17 protein-coding genes are annotated in these 19,610 nt (G+C 61.9%); 8 read left to right on the top strand and 9 right to left on the bottom strand.

Annotated elements, in window-relative coordinates:
* Window positions 1-81: 81 nt before the first annotated feature.
* The 6 genes from ACODTD_RS11495 (at window position 82) to ACODTD_RS11470 (ending at window position 6,145) form a co-directional block, all read left to right on the top strand.
* A complete protein-coding gene (locus ACODTD_RS11495; RefSeq protein ID WP_489104847.1) occupies window positions 82-1,473 on the top strand; it encodes a M16 family metallopeptidase in 1,392 nt (463 codons plus the stop codon).
* A gap of 76 nt (window positions 1,474-1,549) precedes the next feature.
* On the top strand, window positions 1,550-2,578 hold the full coding sequence (locus ACODTD_RS11490; RefSeq protein WP_011331763.1) for a DUF5924 family protein: 1,029 nt from the start codon (window positions 1,550-1,552) through the stop codon (window positions 2,576-2,578).
* Window positions 2,579-2,633: 55 nt separating this feature from the next.
* A complete protein-coding gene (locus ACODTD_RS11485; protein ID WP_011331764.1) occupies window positions 2,634-3,782 on the top strand; it encodes an ABC transporter permease in 1,149 nt (382 codons plus the stop codon).
* A complete protein-coding gene (locus tag ACODTD_RS11480) occupies window positions 3,779-4,582 on the top strand; it encodes an ABC transporter ATP-binding protein (protein WP_011331765.1) in 804 nt (267 codons plus the stop codon). The genes ACODTD_RS11485 and ACODTD_RS11480 overlap by 4 nt, the downstream gene beginning before the upstream one ends.
* Before the next feature lies 1 nt (window position 4,583).
* A complete protein-coding gene (locus tag ACODTD_RS11475) occupies window positions 4,584-5,522 on the top strand; it encodes an MlaD family protein (RefSeq protein ID WP_011331766.1) in 939 nt (312 codons plus the stop codon).
* On the top strand, window positions 5,519-6,145 hold the full coding sequence (locus ACODTD_RS11470; protein WP_201819645.1) for an ABC-type transport auxiliary lipoprotein family protein: 627 nt from the start codon (window positions 5,519-5,521) through the stop codon (window positions 6,143-6,145). Before ACODTD_RS11475 ends, ACODTD_RS11470 begins: the two co-directional genes overlap by 4 nt.
* A gap of 3 nt (window positions 6,146-6,148) precedes the next feature.
* Here ACODTD_RS11470 and ACODTD_RS11465 read toward each other — a convergent pair whose 3' ends face one another.
* From ACODTD_RS11465 to ACODTD_RS11445, 5 genes are all read right to left on the bottom strand, one after another.
* Window positions 6,149-7,378: a nucleoside recognition domain-containing protein gene (locus ACODTD_RS11465; protein ID WP_011331768.1), complete on the bottom strand. Its 1,230-nt coding sequence runs from the start codon at window positions 7,376-7,378 to the stop codon at window positions 6,149-6,151.
* 102 nt (window positions 7,379-7,480) lie between these two features.
* Window positions 7,481-8,812 carry a glutamate/aspartate:proton symporter GltP gene (gene gltP, locus ACODTD_RS11460; RefSeq protein ID WP_011331769.1) on the bottom strand — a complete coding sequence of 444 codons (1,332 nt, stop codon included), beginning with the start codon at window positions 8,810-8,812 and terminating at the stop codon, window positions 7,481-7,483.
* A 697-nt stretch (window positions 8,813-9,509) separates the two neighbouring features.
* Entirely contained in the window at window positions 9,510-9,974 is a 465-nt protein-coding gene (locus tag ACODTD_RS11455) for an inhibitor of vertebrate lysozyme family protein (RefSeq protein ID WP_007954053.1), read from the bottom strand.
* 2 nt (window positions 9,975-9,976) lie between these two features.
* Entirely contained in the window at window positions 9,977-10,141 is a 165-nt protein-coding gene (locus tag ACODTD_RS11450) for a DUF1328 domain-containing protein (protein ID WP_003177151.1), read from the bottom strand.
* A 67-nt stretch (window positions 10,142-10,208) separates the two neighbouring features.
* Window positions 10,209-10,493 carry a hypothetical protein gene (locus ACODTD_RS11445; protein ID WP_011331770.1) on the bottom strand — a complete coding sequence of 95 codons (285 nt, stop codon included), beginning with the start codon at window positions 10,491-10,493 and terminating at the stop codon, window positions 10,209-10,211.
* Window positions 10,494-10,920: 427 nt separating this feature from the next.
* On the opposite strand from ACODTD_RS11445, the gene algB reads away from it, so the two are divergent.
* Both algB and ACODTD_RS11435 read left to right on the top strand, forming a co-directional pair.
* Complete coding sequence (algB, locus tag ACODTD_RS11440) at window positions 10,921-12,267, top strand: sigma-54-dependent response regulator transcription factor AlgB (RefSeq protein ID WP_007954049.1); 1,347 nt, start codon at window positions 10,921-10,923, stop codon at window positions 12,265-12,267.
* 10 nt (window positions 12,268-12,277) lie between these two features.
* On the top strand, window positions 12,278-14,068 hold the full coding sequence (locus tag ACODTD_RS11435) for a KinB sensor domain-containing domain (RefSeq protein WP_011331771.1): 1,791 nt from the start codon (window positions 12,278-12,280) through the stop codon (window positions 14,066-14,068).
* On the opposite strand, the gene ACODTD_RS11430 is transcribed toward ACODTD_RS11435, so the two are convergent.
* From ACODTD_RS11430 to ACODTD_RS11415, 4 genes are all read right to left on the bottom strand, one after another.
* Window positions 14,065-15,681 carry an EAL domain-containing protein gene (locus ACODTD_RS11430; RefSeq protein WP_011331772.1) on the bottom strand — a complete coding sequence of 539 codons (1,617 nt, stop codon included), beginning with the start codon at window positions 15,679-15,681 and terminating at the stop codon, window positions 14,065-14,067. The two genes, ACODTD_RS11435 and ACODTD_RS11430, sit on opposite strands and share 4 nt — an antisense overlap.
* 72 nt (window positions 15,682-15,753) lie before the next feature.
* The gene (locus ACODTD_RS11425; protein WP_011331773.1) at window positions 15,754-16,533 is read right to left on the bottom strand and encodes an N-acetylmuramoyl-L-alanine amidase; all 780 of its coding nucleotides are present in this window, start codon (window positions 16,531-16,533) and stop codon (window positions 15,754-15,756) included.
* Between the two features lie 101 nt (window positions 16,534-16,634).
* Window positions 16,635-18,725 carry a diguanylate cyclase gene (locus ACODTD_RS11420; protein ID WP_489104846.1) on the bottom strand — a complete coding sequence of 697 codons (2,091 nt, stop codon included), beginning with the start codon at window positions 18,723-18,725 and terminating at the stop codon, window positions 16,635-16,637.
* Window positions 18,722-19,600: an endonuclease/exonuclease/phosphatase family protein gene (locus tag ACODTD_RS11415; protein WP_197869001.1), complete on the bottom strand. Its 879-nt coding sequence runs from the start codon at window positions 19,598-19,600 to the stop codon at window positions 18,722-18,724. The genes ACODTD_RS11420 and ACODTD_RS11415 overlap by 4 nt, the downstream gene beginning before the upstream one ends.
* Window positions 19,601-19,610: the final 10 nt, after the last annotated feature.

Below are 19,610 nucleotides of genomic sequence, written 5' to 3'. Positions count from 1 at the left end.
CGGTCAGTCAGTAACTCAAGGTTTGGCCTCGCGGCCGGACTGACGACACGGATCTCCAATTCAGCCGTATGGAAGCTCGTTATGCGTTGCCTGTTGTTCGCCTGTCTGCTGCTCGGTTCCCTGCCCGCCTTCGCCCTGGATCGTTTTCAGGTCGAAGGCTATGCGCTGCCCAACGGTTTGCAATTGCTGCTCAAGCCCGGCACCGAGCGTGGGCACGTGGCGATCCGGCTGGTGATCGGTGTCGGTCTCGACGATTTCGACTGCAATGAAAAGGAGCTGCCGCACCTGCTCGAACACTTGCTGTTCAGCGGCATCGACGCCACCGGCGAAGGTGGCCTCGAAGAACGCATGCAGGCCCTCGGCGGTGACTGGAACGCTTTCACCAGCAACGCCGATACCACGTTCGTCATCGAAGCCCCTGCGAAAAACCAGCGCAAGGTCCTCGACCTGCTGCTGGCACTGCTGACCCAGACCCGCTTCGACGACAACGCGATCAACGCCGCCAAGCGGGTGGTCGAGCGCGAGGACGGTGGTCACTACACCCGCCTGCAGCGCTTCCTCGACCGGCAGGACCTGGGCCACACTGCAAGCAATCAACTGGCGGTCGAGCTGGGCCTGAAATGCCCGCAGCGGGCCGAAGTCGATGGCCTGACCCGCGAGCAGCTGGATAAGGTGCGCAAGGCCTGGTACGCGCCGAACAACATGACCCTGATCGTCGTCGGTGACCTCGACAAACTGCTGCCGGCCTATCTGGAACGGGCGTGGGGCGCGCTCGAAGCGGTCGAGCCGAGCGAGCACCGTCCATTGCCTGACATCCGCGCCAGCGCCGCCCACGAACGCACGATCACTCGCGGCTTCATCGGCAACAGCGCCAAGCTGCACTGGCTGGTGCCGGAGCCGGTGCTGGACGATCAGTACGATGAAACCTTCGACCTGCTCAAGGAATACCTGGAGTGGGCGCTGTACCGCCAATTGCGCCTGAACCACGGTTTGTCCTACGGGCCGTGGGCCGAGCGCGAAGTGTTCGGCGGTGTCGGCTTCATGAGCCTCAACGCCGATCTGGATCGCGGTGACATCGCCGAAGCCGAACAAGTGCTGGAAGACCTCAAGGCCGACCTGCTAAAAAACGGCCTCGACGCCGACACCTTCAATCGCTTGAAACAAGCCGCCATCGCCCATCAGGCCTGGGCCGTGCAAGGCACCAGTGCATTGGCCGATTACTACTGGAGCGCGCTGGGCGACTACGAGGATGGCCGCTTTGCCGATCCTGCGCGGGAGCTGCAAGGCGTGACGCTGGAGGCGGCGAACAAGGCCATGCGCGAGTTGTTGCTGCAACCGGGTTATCTGCGGATCGAGAAACCGCTGCTCAGCGACGATCAAGTGTTGTGGCTGCTGGCGGGCGGATTGGGCGTGCTGGTGCTGATTCTGCTCGGCTGGCACCTGCATCGGCGCAATTCCGTGGATCCGGAATGACCGGCAGCCTCGCCACGGGGCCCGGCGGGCGGTACTCTGTCGAGGTTTTTTTCCTATCCAGTCGTGAACCACCCCCATGTCTAAATTGACCCTCCTGATCCAGCGCATTCTCGAACTGATGAAGCGCTACCCCGGGGTCATTGCGCTCGGTGGTTTCATCTCCGGGGTCGGCAGCTTCATTCTGGTCGACCGGCAACAGGGCCTGGCGAGCTGGATCACCACGATCATGCTGCTGAGCTGGATCTGGCTGATGCTGGAAAACAGCCTGACCAGGCTGTTCACAAGGATCTTCAAACGGGAAATCCCCCAGCCGCTGCTGCGTTACGCGACGCAGATGATCCACCAGGAAAGCCTGTTTTTCGTCCTGCCGTTCTTCTTCATCACCACCACCTGGAACAGCGGCCAGCTGTTTTTCACCGGGCTGTTGTGCATCGCGGCGCTGATCTCGATCGTCGACCCGCTCTACTACAAGTGGCTGGCGCCACGGCGCTGGGCGTTCCTCGCGCTGCATACCCTGACCCTGTTCGCCGCCCTGCTCACGGCGCTGCCGGTGATCATGCACCTGACCACCTCGCAGAGCTTCAAATGGGCACTGGGGATTGCGGTGCTGCTGTCGTTCCCGAGCCTGGCGTCGATCTTCCCGATCCGCACCGTACGCAATGCCTTGGCGATCCTGTGTATCACGGTCGGCATCGGTGGCGTGGGCTGGGTCCTGCGTTCGTGGGTGCCGCCGGCGACGCTATGGATGACCGACGTGGCGATCAGCACTCAGGTGCAGGACCGGGTTCCGGGCGCCAGCCTCAAGGAAGTCAGCGCCGAGCAGATCCGTGGTGGCGGGCTCTACGCCTACACCGCGATCAACGCGCCGCGCGGGCTCGACGAGCGGATTTATCACGTCTGGCAGTTCAACGGCAAAGAGGTCGACCGCATCGCCCTCGACATTCACGGCGGGCGCAAGGAAGGCTACCGGGCCTGGACCCACAAGCAGAACTTCCCCGGCAACCCGGCGGGCAAGTGGCAGGTGCGGGTGTTGACCGAGGACGGACAGGTGATCGGCGTGCTGCGCTTCGAGGTCACGGACAGCACACCGACCAAAGAAAAGTAACCGGGTTCGTGCTATTACGTAGGTTCGTCTCAAAAGCCGAACAAGCACGGAGCTTATGACCAGCAGCCCAACGACCGGCAGTGCCCGCCTGGACACCTCGATCACCCCTGCCCGCCTGCGGGTGACCGGGGACTGGACGCTTGCCCATTACGCCGAGCTCAAGCAACTGAGCGAAACGCTCAACGGCCAGTACGACGCCAACACCCCGATCGATCTAAACGGCCTCGGCGCCCTCGACACCGCCGGCGCGTCGTTGCTGGTGGAACTGCTCGGCTCCGAGCGGCTGGGCAAGTCCGCCGAACACCCCGACTGCACGATTTCCAGCGCCGACCGCGCCTTGCTGCAAACCGTGTATCGCTCGCTGACCGACTTCTGCGTGCCGATCAAGGAACCGGAAATCAGCGTCAGCGTGCAACTGCTGACGCGCATCGGCCGGGCCGTCGATACGGTCTGGCAGGACACCCTGCAGTTGCTCGGCTTCGTCGGCCTGATCCTCGAAACCATCGCCCGCAGCCTGTTCCGGCCCAAGCGCTGGCGGATCACGCCGATGATTGCGCACATCGAACAGACCGGCCTCGACGCCGCGCCCATCGTGGCGTTGCTGACCTTTCTGGTGGGGGCCGTGGTGGCATTCCTCGGGGCGACGGTGCTGGCCAGTTTCGGCGCCAGCGTGTTCACCGTGGATCTGGTCGGCTTCGCCTTCCTGCGCGAGTTCGGCGTGCTGCTCACGGCGATTCTGATGGCCGGCCGCACCGCCAGTGCCTTCACCGCGCAGATCGGCTCGATGAAGGCCAACGAGGAAATAGACGCGATTCGTACCCTCGGCCTCGACCCCATGGAATTGCTGGTGGTACCGCGGGTGTTGGCGCTGCTGGTGGCGCTGCCGATGCTGACGTTTCTGGCGATGATCTGCGGGATCGTCGGCGGCGCGGTGGTCTGCGCGGTGTCGCTGGATATCTCGCCGGCGATGTTCCTGTCGCTGCTGCAAAGCGACATAGGGATTCAACATTTCCTGGTGGGCCTGGTCAAAGCCCCGATCTTTGCGTTCCTGATCGCCGCCATCGGCTGTCTGGAAGGCTTCAAGGTCAGCGGCAGCGCCGAATCGGTCGGCGCCCACACCACCTCAAGCGTGGTGCAATCGATTTTCGTGGTGATCGTGCTCGATGCGGTCGCCGCGCTGTTTTTCATGGAGATGGGCTGGTGAGTCGTCTACCCCGCACGCCCTCCGAGGCGGTGATCGAAGTTCGTGGCCTGTGCAATCGCTTCGGCCACCAGAGCGTGCACGAGAACCTCGACCTCGACTTGTACAAAGGCGAGATCCTGGCCGTGGTCGGCGGTTCCGGCAGCGGCAAGTCGGTGCTGCTGCGCAGCATCGTCGGCCTGCGCCGGCCCAGCGAAGGCATGGTCAAGGTGTTCGGCCAGAACCTGCCGAGCCTGCCGGAGCATGAGCGTTCGCTGATCGAGCGGCGCTTCGGTGTGCTGTTCCAGAAGGGCGCGCTGTTCTCGTCGCTGACCGTCACCGAGAACGTCGCCCTGCCCCTCATCGAACACGCCGGGCTGAGCCGCGACGACGCCGAACATCTGGCGGCAGTGAAGCTGGCGCTGGCCGGGCTGCCGCTGTCGGCGGCGGACAAGTACCCGGCCTCACTGTCCGGCGGCATGATCAAGCGCGCGGCGCTGGCCCGGGCGCTGGCGCTGGATCCGGACATCCTGTTTCTCGACGAACCCACCGCCGGCCTCGATCCGATTGGCGCGGCGCAGTTCGACCAATTGATCCTGACCCTGCGCGACGCGCTGGGCCTGAGCGTGTTTCTGGTGACCCACGACCTCGACACGCTCTACACCATCACCGACCGCGTCGCGGTACTGGCGCAGAAGAAAGTGCTGGTGGCGGGCCCCATCGACGTGGTCTCGGAAACCGACGACGCGTGGATTCACGAATACTTCCACGGCCCTCGCGGCCGCTCGGCGCTGGACGCCGCCACACAGCTCAACGAGGTCTGACATGGAAACCCGAGCCCATCATGTATTGATCGGCCTGTTCACGGTGATTGTGGTGGCAGGCGCCCTGCTCTTCGGTCTGTGGCTGGCCAAGTCCAGTGTCGATACCGAGTTCAAGGATTACGAAGTCGTGTTCAACGAGGCGGTCAGCGGTCTGTCCCGGGGCAGTCCGGTGCAGTACAGCGGGATCAAGGTCGGCGACGTGGTCAGCCTGCGCCTCGACCCGAAGGACCCGCGTCGAGTGCTGGCACGGATTCGCCTGGCTGGCGACACGCCGGTCAAGGAAGACACCGAGGCCAAACTGGCCTTGGCCGGGATCACCGGCACCTCGATCATCCAGCTCAGCGGGGGCACGCCGCAAAGCTCGAAACTCAAGGGCCATGACGGCAACCTGCCGACCATCGTCGCCTCGCCTTCGCCCATTTCGCGGCTGCTCAGCGACAGCAACGATTTGATGAGCGGGGTCACGACGTTGCTCAGTAATGCCAATCAGATGTTCTCTGCCGACAACATCGAGCGCGTGAGCAAGACCCTCGAGCATCTGGAGCAGACCACTGGCTCGATCAACGATCAGCGCGGCGACCTGCGTCAGGCCATGCAGCAACTGGCGACGGTCGGCAAACAGGCGGGCAACATGCTTGAACAGACGTCCGCGTTGATGCGCAACGCCAACGGCCTGCTCAACGATCAGGGCAAACAGGCGCTCGGCAGTGCCGAACAGGCGATGAAATCCCTGGAGCAAAGCAGCGTCACCATCAACGGCCTGCTCAGCAAGAATCAGAATTCCCTCGACAGCGGCATGCAGGGCCTCAACGGCCTGGCCCCGGCGATCCGCGAACTGCGCGAAACCCTGAACTCGCTGCGCGCCATTTCCCAACGCCTGGAGGCCAACCCCAGCGGTTACCTGCTGGGCAGTGACAAGAACAAGGAGTTCACGCCATGAAGCTGACTCGCCTCGCCCTCCTAGCCGGCTTCACGTTGATCAGCGCATGCTCGATCCTGCCCAAGTCCGAACCGCTGGACGTCTACCGTTTGCCAGCCGCACAGGCGCCCGCCTCGGCCGGTTCGTCGGCGACTCAGCATTGGTCGCTGCGCCTGAACAAACTGCAGGCCAGCGAAGCGCTGAACCGACCAAGCATCGCGGTGATTCCTCAGGGCGATGTGATCAGCAGCTACAAGGCCTCGCGCTGGAGCGATCCGGCGCCGGTGCTGGTGCGTAACCGCTTGCTCGATGGTTTTCAGCGCGATGGCCGGGTATCGCTGTTGAGCACCGACGACAGCAATTTCCAGGCAGACCTGGAACTGGGCGGCAGCCTGCAGGCGTTTCAGACCGAGTATCAGGGCACACAGGCCAGCGTGGTGGTGCGTGTCGATGCGTTGCTGGTGCGCGGTTACGACCAGCGGATTCTCGCCAGTCGCCGCTTTGAAGAGCGTCAGCCGCTCAGTGATGTGAAGGTTCCGGCGGTGGTGGCCGGATTCGGGCAGGCCAGTGATCGTCTCACCGCGAAAGTCGTGGCGTGGGCGGTGGAGCAAGGGCAGAAGGTTGCCCCACCTGCCCGGCCTTGAGGCTTAACCGAAGAACCAGTAGCAGACACCGATAGCGCCGAGCACGCCCGCGAGTTCGGCCAGCAGCGCGCAACCGACGGCATGCCGGGCGCGCTGGATGCCCACCGCGCCGAAGTACACCGCCAATACGTAGAACGTGGTTTCGGTGCTGCCCTGGATCGTTGCGGCCACCAGCGCCGGGAAGCTGTCCACGCCCGAGGTCTTCATCGTCTCGATCAGCATCGCCCGGGCGGCGCTGCCGGAGAACGGTTTGACCATCGCAGTCGGCAGCGCATCGACGAAGCGCGTGTCCCACCCTGCCCACTCCACCAGATGGCGGATGCCGTCGAGGCCGAAGTCCAGCGCGCCCGATGCGCGCAATACGCCGATCGCGCAGAGCATCGCCACCAGGTACGGCAGCAGGTTCTTGGCCACGTCGAAACCTTCCTTCGCACCTTCGACGAAGGCCTCGTAGACCTTCACTTTGCGCAACGCGCCGATCACCAGGAACAGCATGATCAGGCCGAACAGCGTCAGGTTGCCGAGGATCGACGACAGCCCCGCCAGTGCAGTGGCCGACATCGTCGCGAGCAACGCCATGAAGCCGCCGAGGATCAGCGCGCCGGGAATCAGATAAGCCAGCACCACCGGGTCCCAGACCCGCAGGCGCTGCATGAACGCCACCGACAGGAAGCCGACGATGGTCGAGCAACTGGTCGCCAGCAGGATCGGCAGGAACACCAGCGTCGGGTCCGGCGCGCCTTGTTGGGCGCGGTACATAAAGATCGTCACCGGCAGCAGGGTCAGGGAAGACGCGTTGAGCACCAGGAACAGGATTTGCGCATTGCTGGCGATGGTCGAGCTGGGATTGAGCTCCTGCAGCGCCTTCATGGCTTTGAGGCCGATCGGCGTGGCGGCATTGTCCAGGCCCAGGCCGTTGGCGGCGAAGTTCAGGGTGATCAGACCCAGCGCGGGATGTCCGGCTGGAACTTCCGGCATCAGGCGCAGGAACAGTGGCCCGAGCACTTTGGCCAGCCACTCGACGATTCCGGCCTTCTCGGCGATGCGCAGGAAGCCCAGCCACAGGGTCAGCGTGCCGAACAGCAGCACCATGACTTCGACCGACAGCTTGGCCATGGCAAAAATGCTTTCCACCATCGCCGCGAAGATCCCGGCGTTGCCGCCGATCAGCCATTGCCCCAGCGCCGAAACGGCCGCCACGACGAAGAAGCCAAGCCACAGGCCATTAAGCATCAGTCAAATCCCCCCGGAAGATGCGGCGAATGATAGCGGGGTCGCCAGAAACGACAAACCCCGGATTTCTCCGGGGTTTGTCAGGGTGCCTTGCGGGCGGGATCAGTTTTTCGAAACGTCACCGGCCGGCAGTTTTTCCTTGCTGCGCCAATGCGGCAGCGAGTTCCAGTAGCGCTGGCCCTTGGCGTCGTCGTACATGCCTTCCCAACGGGCGATGACCAGTACGGCGAGGGCGTTGCCGATCACGTTCAGGGCGGTCCGCGCCATGTCCATCACACGGTCGACACCGGCGATGAAGGCCAGGCCTTCCAGCGGAATACCCACGCTGCCCAGGGTGGCCAGCAGCACCACGAAGGACACGCCCGGTACGCCGGCGATGCCTTTGGAGGTAACCATCAGGGTCAGGACCAGCAGCAGTTGCTGGCTGATCGACAGGTCGATGCCGTACAGCTGGGCAATGAAAATCGCCGCGATGGACTGGTACAGGGTCGAGCCGTCGAGGTTGAACGAGTAGCCGGTCGGCACTACGAAACTGCAGATGGCTTTCGGTGCGCCGTAGGCTTCCATCTTCTCGATCACCCGTGGCAGCACGGTTTCCGAGGAAGCGGTGGAGTAAGCCAGCACCAACTCATCCTTGAAGATGCGCATCAGCTTGATCACCGAGAAACCGAACATCTTGGCGATCAGGCCGAGAATCACGAAGGCGAAGAAGGCGATGGCGACGTAAACCAGGATTACCAGTTTGGCCAGCGGCAGCAGTGAGGCGAAACCGAAGTTGGCCACGGTCACCGCGATCAGGGCGAATACGCCGATCGGGGCGTAGTTCATGATCATGTGGGTGACTTTGAACATGCTTTCCGAGACGCCCTGGAACATCTTTACCAGCGGCTCGCGCAGGTCCGACTGCAGGCTCGACAGACCGAGACCGAACAGTACGGAGAAGAAGATGATCGGCAGCATCTCGCCGCGGGCCATGGCCGCGAAGATGTTCGACGGGATCAGGTTGAGGATGGTCTCGATGAACGCGTGTTCATGCTGCACTTCGGCGGCGGTCGCCTGGTACTTGGAGATATCCACAGTGCCCAGGGTGCTCATGTCGATGCCGGCACCCGGGTGGAACAGGTTGGCCAGCAGCAGGCCGACAACGATGGCGATGGTGGTGACGATTTCGAAGTAGATGATGGTCTTCAGGCCGATGCGCCCGAGCTTCTTGGCGTCGCCCACGCCGGCGATGCCGACGATCAGGGAAGAGATAACGATCGGGATCACGATCATTTTGATCAGACGGATAAAGATATCGCCTGCCGGTTGCAGGACATTGCTGATCCACCAGGCCTTCTCGGCACTGAAATGGTTGAGCAACGCACCGATTGCAATTCCCAATACCAGACCGATGAGGATCTGCCAGGCGAGGCTAAGCTTTGCCTTCTTCATTATCTTTACCCTTACTTGCGTTTGACTCAGGCACATGCAGGAACTGGAACGCTCATCAGCGGAAAAGTCTGTGCATCTGCCTCCGTATAAGGTGCCCCGAAGCGCGTGTTTACGGCTCTCCGGCAGGCGAAAAAAGGCGCAACTATTCCGATGCAAGGTTGCGCCGTCTAATGCCGTAAACGCCTACCCTATGCCGAATCGGCATGAGCTTTTTTAAATGAAACTGGCGTCCCAACCGGTTCGAATACGACATTTCGGCAGGCATAAGTGCCGTGAACCGGCCATTACAGCGTAGGTTGGTTGTTTTTTGAACGAGTGATTTCGACGAAAAATTTAGGAAAAAGCCTACGTACGGAAACTAAATGTCCGACTTGGTGGATCGACTCTTTCTCGATATACGGTCGCCAGGAAACACCGCGAAATGCTTTCGCACGCAGTGTGGGCGATAAAAATGAAGACCAGAACGCTCTGGATCAACGTTTTGTCACGTTGAAAGCTCAGCGCAAGTCCGTCGAACCGCTTCGGTTGGCGGACTTGCGTCGCAGCTTTTACCCTGACCCGGCCCTCATCGCAGGCACTCCCTGTACCCGTAGGTCACTCCGACCCTGCAACAGTCAGAACGTCCCGGCCCCCTGGTCATGCACCGGCCTTCCTCGGGCCGACGCAATGGAGGACAGCTTTTCGGCTGCCCTCGTGTTCAATACCAGTTCGGATCTTTCTTCAGCGTTTCCATCAACAGATCCTGCATGCCCTGGTCGGGCTTGCCGAGGAAGCGGTAGGTGGCATGTCGCGTTGGCGACTTGTCGGCCGGCAGTCCTTCGGGCACATCGACCAACATGGCGTAAGCATGTTTCTTGTCGAAGCTGAAGGCGACGATCAGACGGTGGTTGAGGCATTTGTCCTGCGATTCGCAGAGCGGCCCCACCAGATACTGATCGCCATCTTCAGTCACGGCATTCATCTGTTGGTCCGGCGCGCCGGAGAGGTTCATTACCCATTCCGGCAGGCGTTCTTCCTTCTTCACCACGCCTTCCCAGGTTTCCCTGTATTGCGGGTCGGAACTCAGCAGTTCGTTGACCCGCGCCTGGCCGTCATTGGCCGCCATCGCCATGGCACTACCGCCCAGGAGCAGGGCGGCTGCCAATGTCTTTAAACCCTTCATGTTCAACCTCGACCGCGACGGCCAAAGAAGAAGGAAGCGATGAACATCACCAGGAACACGACAAAGAGAATCTTGGCGATACCCGTGGCGGTGCCCGCGATACCACCGAAGCCCAGTACTGCAGCAATGATGGCAATGATCAGGAATGTGATTGCCCAGCTCAACATGGTGATTCTCCTTGCTTCTATTTAGGGATGTTGCCGGTCTCGGCGCGGGGGCGCCCAGATTCGTTGATCAGAAAACCCAGCGTTCTTCGCGGGGCATGTCGCCCAGTGGCTGTGGCTGGTCGACGTCCATCATGCGCATCGCGCCGTTGTCGGCCTGGCTGCTGCTGACGGCGCTGAAGTGCGTCTGCGTCGCGTGTTGCATCGAGATCAAAGGCTCAGGTTGCTGACTGTGCTCCCAGCGCAGGTATTGCTGGCAGGCGATCAAAGTGATCAGCAGCGCAAGTGCGCCAAACAGGGCCTGCTGCAAGTGCAGTGGCGAGATACGCATTTGGGCGGCACGTGGGCGAGTCATCCTGGGTTCCTCACTCTTGTTCGATTGGGGCAGTGCATATCTGCCCGGGCTGAAAGAGGTATTGCAGCCTGCGTGCCAGCTTTTTTGTTTGAAAAAAACCAATAAAATCAGCTAGTTACAAACGGTATGAAAATTCCTGACGACGCATCCTGCACGATGGTCCGCATAGGGTCGTGCGTAATGCACGATTATTTCGTAGGAGAAATCATTATTTTTGAATTGAGGACAGGGTACGGATGTCAGAAAAGTAGGCAGGAAACCGACCTGAAACTGTGCGATGTTTAAAAAACTAATGAAATCAGTGGATTAGCCGTTAGGGCAGGAGAGAGCTACCCTGCTATGACTGGAATCGATCAGAATCAACCATGCAACTTGCCCGATTTTTCCGGGACTAACCCAAGACATTCACTTATGGAGCGTAGGAAAAATGGAATCAGCCACTGAGCACCAAGGCCGCATTCTGCTGGTGGACGATGAATCCGCCATCCTGCGAACCTTTCGTTATTGCCTCGAAGACGAAGGTTATACCGTCGCCACCGCCAACAGTGCGGCTCAGGCTGACGCGCTGCTGCAACGCCAGGTGTTCGACCTGTGCTTCCTTGATTTACGCCTGGGTGAAGACAACGGCCTCGATGTACTCGCGCAGATGCGCATTCAGGCGCCGTGGATGCGGGTGGTCATCGTTACCGCCCATTCGGCCGTCGATACCGCGGTAGACGCGATTCAGGCCGGCGCTGCCGATTATCTGGTCAAACCGTGCAGCCCGGATCAATTGCGCCTGGCGACCGCCAAGCAGCTTGAAGTGCGCCAGCTGTCGGCGCGTCTGGAAGCCCTCGAAGGCGAGATCCGCAAACCCAAGGACGGCCTCGATTCCCACAGCCCGGCGATGAAAGTCGTACTGGAAACCGCGCGGCAAGTGGCGGGCACCGACGCCAACATCCTGATCCTCGGCGAGTCCGGCACCGGTAAAGGTGAGCTGGCCCGGGCGATTCACGGCTGGAGCAAGCGCGAGAAGAAATCCTGTGTGACCATCAATTGCCCGTCACTGACCGCCGAATTAATGGAGAGCGAGCTGTTTGGTCACAGTCGTGGCGCCTTCACCGGGGCCAGCGAAAGCACGCTCGGTCGGGTCAATCAGGCCGATGGCGGTACGCTGTTTCTCGACGAGATCGGCGATTTTCCGCTGACATTGCAACCCAAGTTGCTGCGGTTCATTCAGGACAAGGAATATGAGCGGGTAGGGGATCCGGTCACCCGCCGCGCCGATGTGCGCATCCTCGCCGCCACCAACCTCAATCTTGAGGACATGGTGCGCGACGGCCGTTTCCGTGAAGACCTGCTCTATCGCCTGAACGTCATCACCCTGCATTTGCCGCCGCTGCGCGAGCGGGCCGAAGACATCCTGACCCTGGCCGACCGTTTCCTCGCCCGTTTCGTGAAGGAGTATGCGCGTCCGGCACGGGGCTTCAGCGACGAGGCTCGCGAAGCACTGCTGGGCTACCGTTGGCCCGGCAACATCCGTGAGCTGCGCAACGTGGTCGAGCGGGCGAGCATCATCTGCCCGCAGGAGCGCGTGGAAATCAGCCACCTCGGCATGGCCGAGCAACCGGCCAACAACGCGCCACGGGTCGGCGCCGCGCTGAGCCTCGACGAGCTGGAAAAGGCTCACATCGGCGCAGTACTGGCGACCGCCGGGACCCTCGATCAGGCTGCCAAGACTCTGGGGATCGACGCCTCGACCCTGTATCGCAAGCGCAAGCAGTACAACCTGTGAGCATCCGCCGATGAAACTGGCGATGAAGTTGCGGACTCGCTTGTTCCTGAGCATTTCCGCGCTGATCACCGTGGCCTTGCTCGGGTTGATGCTCGGGCTGGTCAGTGTGATGCAGATGGCCGGCACTCAGGAGGCGCTGATCCGCAACAACTTTGTCACCCTGGATCTGGGGCTCAAGCTGCGCCAGACACTCGGCGATCAACTGATCATGATGCTCGCCGAAAAGCCCGACCCCGTGGCGTTCGAAGCGTCCAAACAGCATTACTTCCAGTTGCTCGACGAGGGCATCGCCCAAGAGCAGAAAGACGACGATCGCCAGTATGGATTCAGTCAGGCCAAAGCCGATTACCTGAGCTTCCTCCAGGCGTTCGACATCTCCCGCGACCCGGCTGCTGCCCTGAGCGGCGGTGGCGACTTGCGTGAGCGCTTCAACACCTTGCGCAACGGGTTGATCACCGAACACAAACACGCGCTGAACAACATCAATTCGGTCCAGCACGCCGCTCGCGACCGCGCGTTGCTGATCGCTGGCCTGTTGGGACTGGTGGGGCTGGCGGTGCTGATCATTGGCTTCGTTACCGCCCAGGGCATTGCCCGGCGTTTTGGTGCGCCGATCGAAGCGCTGGCCAAAGCGGCGGACAATATCGGCCAAGGCAATTTCGAAGTGACCCTGCCAGTGTCCTCGGCGATGGAGATCAACCTCCTGACCCGGCGCTTCGGGCTCATGGCCGAAGCCCTGCGCGAACATCAGGCGACCAACGTCGACGAATTGCTTGCCGGCCAGCAGCGTCTGCAAGCGGTACTCGACAGCATCGATGACGGCTTGTTGATGATCGACCGTCAGGGTCGACTGGAACACTTGAACCCGGTGGCCCAGCGGCAACTGGGCTGGGACAGCGATCGCTTCGGCGAGGGCCTCGGCACGGCGCTTCAGCGACCCGAGCTGGATGCACAACTGCAATTGGTACTGCGCGGCGGTACCCTTGAACGGGCACCGGAAGATTTGAGCATCGAGGTTGATGGCGAATCGCGCCTGCTGACCTACAGCCTGACGCCCGTCAGTCATACCCAGGGACATATCCTCGGTGCTGTGATGGTTTTGCATGACGTCACCGAGCAACGCGCCTTCGAACGGGTACGCAGCGAGTTTGTCCTGCGTGCGTCTCACGAATTGCGCACACCGGTCACGGGCATGCACATGGCGTTCGGGCTGTTTCGCGAACGGGCCAAGTTTCCTGAGGAGTCTCGGGAGTCCGACCTGCTCGACACGGTTAATGAGGAAATGCAGCGCCTGATGCAGCTGATCAACGATCTGCTGAACTTCTCGCGCTACCAGAGTGGTTTGCAAAAACTTACGTTGGCGCCTTGCTCCATCGAGGAACTGCTGGAGCGGGCGCGTTTGCGTTTCGCCGATTCAGCAGCGCAGAAGGGCGTTGCCCTGAATGTCGAAGCGCAGGGCTCGCTGCCACGCTTGCAGGCGGATCAGGCGCAGCTTGATCGAGTCCTCGACAACCTGATCGACAACGCCTTGCGCCACACCGCGCGCGACGGGCTGATCCGCTTGCAGGCCCGGCGCCATGGCGAGCGGGTGATCATCAGCGTCGAAGACAACGGTGAAGGGATTGCCTACGGTCAGCAGGGGCGGATCTTCGAACCCTTCGTCCAGGTCGGCAGGAAAAAGGGCGGGGCCGGGCTCGGTTTGGCGCTGTGCAAGGAAATCGTCCAGCTGCACGGTGGGCGAATGGGTGTTTACTCGCGGCCGGGGCAGGGCACGCAGTTCTACATGGCGCTGGCGGTCTAGGCCTCATCGTCCAACCGGCGCCCGGCGAGTCGCCGTCCACGTGTTATCAGCTCGATGAACTGCACCGCGCTCAAGGCGTGGGCGAACAGCCAGCCTTGGCCGAACTTCACTCCTTCGCTGCTCAGCAGTGCCGCCTGGGACTCGAATTCGATACCTTCGGCGATCACTTTCAGGTCCAGGGCCTGGGCCATGTGAATGATGTGCGGCGCGACACCGCTGCTGGCGGCGTCATGGCCGAGGGCGTCGATGAATGCCTTGTCGATCTTCAGGCAGTCCACCGGCAAGGTTTGCAGGTACGCCAGGCTGCAATAACCGGTGCCGAAATCGTCGATCAGCACTTGATGGCCGACATCCCTCAGCGCTTGCAGGTTTTCCCGGGCCACCACCACATCGATCAGGCCACGTTCGGTCACCTCAAAAGCAATCTGCCGCGCCGCGACCCGGTGCAGGGTCAACAGCCGCGCCATGACCTGGCCGATGCGCGGCACCATCACGTCGCAGGCGGCCAGGTTCACCGAGATGTACAGTTGCGGATTGGCTCGCAGCAGCTGGCCGAGCTGCTCGAGCAAGCGTTGCAGGACGAAGTCGGTCATCTGGCGAATCTGCCCGGTGTTCTCGGCCATCGGGATGAACAGGTCAGGGCTGGTCAGCGTGCCGTCCGGCCGGCGCCAGCGCAGCAGGGCTTCGGCGCCGACGCAGTTGCGACTGTCGAGATCGAAGATCGGTTGATACAGCACCTGCAATTCGCCCCGGCGGATCGCGCCGTGCAGCTCTGCGTCCAGCGATTGGCGCTGGCGGACGATCCAGAACACCAGAACTCCGACAAACGCCCCAAGCACGAGGCAGAACGGCACCATCCACCACCAGAGCTCCGGAATGTGCATGCCCGTGCGTGGGCTGATCAGCACCAGTTGGTATTCCGGGTTGTCGGTGGGCATGCGATAGATCAGGTGCGACTGGGTAACTTGCAGCGCATTCGGGGTTTTCGGCGGCCAGGGCTCGGTGGGTGGCCAGGCCTGTGGCACGCCAAGTACCGGAATCGCTCGGGTTCCATGATCGAGCACCACCAGCAGACTGCTGCCGGGCGACAGATCAACCATGTCGGTCAGATGCCCGCGTGAGGTGGCCACGCGAAAGTTGCCGCGCCCGAGCATCAACGCTGCGCGATTTTCATCGGGTTCGGTGGTGGTGTTCAGCCAATAGCTGTACGTCGGGCCTTTGATGTCCGGAGGGCGGATCACCGACAGGCCTTCCTGACGCGGGCGGTTCGAGCAGATCCGCGTGGCATCCATGTAGGCCGCTTCATAGACGAAGCGATAGTTGAACGTCACTTGCTGCAACGTGGCGATCATTTCGTCGTCGCAACTTCGCAAGGGCTGGGCTTCGAGGTCGTCGAGGCTTTCGCGCAACTGGCCGAACAGTTGCTCCAGACGCGCCAGGAACCGCTCGCCCTGAGCGTTCATTTCCTGGCTTTCGCTTTGTTCGACCTGGCGCATGGCCACGAACAGCCCACCGGTGATCAGCAGGCTCGCACTGAGGACAGCCGCGATCATCGCCAGAAACCAGGGGCGATAAAACCAGCTACGCAGCGTCTCTCGGGTAGCAACCATCATGGATATCCGAAGAGTTACCAATGAGTTATAGCTGCTGATTGCATTTTCGCCCTGACCGTCGGGCGGGCGTCATTATTTTGTCTGATTCAGCACCAGCAGCAACGCTGCCGTTTGCGCATCCGGCGTGCCGTCAAAGCGCGCAGGGCGGTAGTGCATCTGGAAGGCCGCGAGCACGTGCCGGGTCGCCACATCCAGCTCGCCGGTCTGCGGCGTCGAGTAGCCCAGGCGCGCCAGTTGGCTCTGGAACCAGGTGATGCTCGGCAGTTCGGCGTCGAACTGCGCCTGTTGGCGTGCCACCGCTTGTTCATTGGGCCAGAGCCCCAGCCCTTCGGCTGCCAGGCGCTTCCAGGGGAACAGCGGCCCCGGGTCGAGCTTGCGCAACGGGGCGATGTCGCTATGGCCGATGATGTGGCGCGGGCTGATGCCCTGGCGTTTGCTGATGTCCTTGAGCAGAACGATGAGCGATTGCACCTGGGCTTCGCTGTAGGGATACCAGAGGCGACCGGTCGGTGTGTCCTTGAAGCCCGGATTGACGATCTCGATACCGATCGAGCTGGAGTTGAGCCAGGTCCGGCCTTGCCATTCGCTTTCTCCGGCATGCCAGGCCCGCAGGTTTTCGTCCATCAGCTTGTAGATGGTGGCGCTCTTGTCGTCGCCGATCAGGTAATGACTGCTGACTTCGCCGTGGGTCAGCAACTGAAGTGAGCGTTCAAGCGAGGCGGAGGTGTAGTGCACGATCACAAACTGCACGCGACTGTCGTGATTGACCGAAGGATGGCTGGTGTCAAAACGCGGGCCGCTGGCACAACCGGCCAGTAAGAGGAGCGACGCGAGGAGGGTAAAAAATTTCATGGCAGAGGGCAGTACACGCAAGACGATAATGCAACAGTGTAACGTATCGCCTTGCGCTTCGACGCTTAAAGGGCTGATTTAAACAATATGGAACAATTGCCTCAGCCCAGCTCCACCCGGTTACGTCCCGCGTTTTTCGCCCGATAAAGCGCCTGATCGGCTCTTTTGAGCACCAGATCGCTGTGTTCTCCCGGCCGAAACGCCGCCAGTCCCATTGAGATCGTGATCGTGACGCGCTCGCCCTTGAAGTGAAACGGGCAGGCCTCGATGGAGGCGCGTAGGTTTTCCAGGAGTTTGGCGCCGACCGCTGGTGGGGTGGCTGGAAGCAGCAGGACAAACTCCTCACCGCCGAAACGAGCGATGAAATCGTTGCCACGCATACGCTTGCGCAGGACTGTGGCGATGATCTTCAACACCTTGTCACCGGCCAGGTGCCCGTAGTTGTCGTTGATCCGCTTGAAGTGATCGAGGTCGAGCATGGCCAGGCTCAGAGTGTTGCCGTGCTGCTGCCACTGGGCGATTTCATGTTCGAGCCGTTCGGTCCAGGCCGCGCGGTTGGGCAGGCCGGTGAGCGGATCGATCAGGGCTTTCTGGCGCTGCTCTTCGAGGTGTTCGCGATAGCCCAGCGCTTCCTGCTCCATGTGCGCGACGCGCTCGGCCAGGCTTTTCAGGCGTCCGGCGACTTCCTGTTCCCGAGCGTCGCGCTGCTTCTGGTGCTGATCCATGGTGCCGAGCAGGCCCTCGAGGTGGTTTTCCAGCACTTGCTTGAGATCATTCAGATCCGCCGCCTCCTGGACGCTGGTCTGCAAGCCGTCGACCTGTTCGCGGATCTGCGTGTCCATTGCTCTCGCGGCGGAGCTGTTGTCGGCGTGTCCTTCGCTGGCCGCCTGCAAGTTGCTCTGGAATGCTTCGAGGCGTTCATTGAGTTGCTGCAGATAGGCTTCGAACTCGTGCTGGCCGCTGTCTGTGATGGCCAGCATCAATGTCGCAAGATCGTCGAGGATCGGTAGTAGTTCGTACCAGTTAAGGCCATTTTTCAGCCGGTCGCGCATGGCTTCGGCTTGCGGGCGGTGGCGCTCCGGCAGGGTCAGGTCATCCAGCAAGCCAATCAGCGTGTCTTCGATGTGTCGGGCGACCGAGCTGTAGGACGGCTCTGGCGAGTCCGGCAGGGCATAGAGAATGTCATGCTCGGATTGTTCCGGATCGATGGCGGCCAATGCCTGGGCGATGGGTTCGGGCAGGGGCAGGCTGTCGAGGATCACGGGCGGAGGGGTATCGCCGGGGAGGATCAACTCGTCGGGGTTGATGGCCGTGGGCACTGCCGGCGCGAAAACCGGAGGAGGCGTGAAGGGTTGCAGCTTTGATTCCGGCTCGACGGGTTCTGGTTCGCCGGGAGCGTTGGGCGCTTCGGTGAGGATTCTGGCCGGCTCAAATGCGACCACCTCCGGCTCTGTAAAGTCTTCTGGGATTGGCTCTGGAGCTTTGGATGGTTCGGCCACGGGGGCGGCGATCAGCGCTGGGCTGACGGGCGCAGTGGCGACCTGTTCAGCGCTTGTAACAGGCGCTTGCGGCGCTGGCACAGCTTCATGTGTGACGGGTGGTTGCTCTGGCTGCACTGACGGGGTCACCGCAGGAGCCTGGGCCACTTGAGCAGGGGGTTCCTCGCTGTCGCGGCTGCCGAACAGGCGCTGCAACAACCCGGGACGCCCCGGTTCCGTCGGCGTCGCCAGCTGACTCAAGGCCTTGCCCTGCAGGCCGCTGAGTTCGCTGAGCAGCAGCGGCATTTCCCTTGCCTGACTCACCCGGCCGTCCAGCTGCTTGGCGAACTTCTTCAGCGGCTGGGCCACTTCTCGGGGCAGCGGCAGGGATTGCAATTGAGTGACCAGTGCAGTCAGTGCGGTGCTGACCTGCTCGATCCGGGTTTCCCGGCGCTGCTCGGAATCGAGCACGGCTTTTTCCAGGCGTGGCAGCAGGGCGGCGAGGCCGGCGTCCATGTCATCGGTGCGCACCACGTCGCGCATCTCTTTCATGCACTGATCGACCACGCGGTCGGTGCCTTCCGCCGCCAGGGTGCTGCGCACCAGGCCGCGGCGCAGCAGGTCGAGCCGGGCGTCCCATCGACGTTCGAGCTTTTCCTGTTGTTCGATGCTTTTGAGGTATTTCTCTTTCCAGCGCTGGGCTTCGTCGCTCATTCAGGGGTTCCGCGAAGGGCAGTGCTCAACGCGGGCAATGCATCGGCCGTGAGCGAACCCGGCAGACGAATCTCTACCGCGACCGGCAGGTGATCGGAAATCGGTTGTGCCAGCACTTCGACCTTTTCCAGGGTCAGGGTCGGGCTGAGCAGAATATGGTCCAGGCAGCGCTGCGGGCGCCAGCTGGGGAATGTCGCTTCGAGTTGCGGGGCCAGCAGGCCGAGGTCGCGCAACGGTGAATGTTGCAGCAGATCGCTGGCGTGGGTGTTCATGTCGCCCATCAGCACCTGATGCTTGTAGCCGCCGATCAGCTCGCGGATATAGGCCAGTTGCATGCTGCGGACCCGGGCGCCGAGCGCCAGGTGCATCATCACTACCACCAGCGCTTCAGGGCCTTCGCCAAAACGCACCAGAATCGCCCCGCGTCCCTTCGGACCCGGCAGCGGGTGGTCTTCGATCGCCCACGGCCGCAGGCGACTGAGCACGCCATTGCTGTGCTGGGCCAGTCGGCCAAGGTTGCGATTGAGTTGTTGATACCAGTAGGGGAAGGCACCGAGCTGGGCCAGGTGTTCGACCTGATTGACGTAACCTGAACGCAGGCTGCCGCCATCGGCTTCCTGCAGGGCGACCAGATCGAAGTCGCCAAGCAGATTGCCGATCTTTTGCAGATTGCTCGAACGCCCGGGGTGCGGCAGCAGATGCTGCCAGCTGCGGGTCAGGTAGTGCCGATAGCGCTCGGTGCTGATGCCGACCTGAATATTGAAGCTGAGCAAGCGCAGACGGCTGTCTGCGGGCAGGCCCGTCGACTCCAGGTGATGCTCGTTGACCTGCGGTTCATGCAGGCCAACGACGCGTTCGGCTCCCCAGCGGCGCATGGCGATTGCC

The sequence above is a fragment of the Pseudomonas sp. FG35 genome, assembly GCF_057809295.1.
This window is presented reverse-complemented; position numbering and strand designations above follow the sequence as displayed.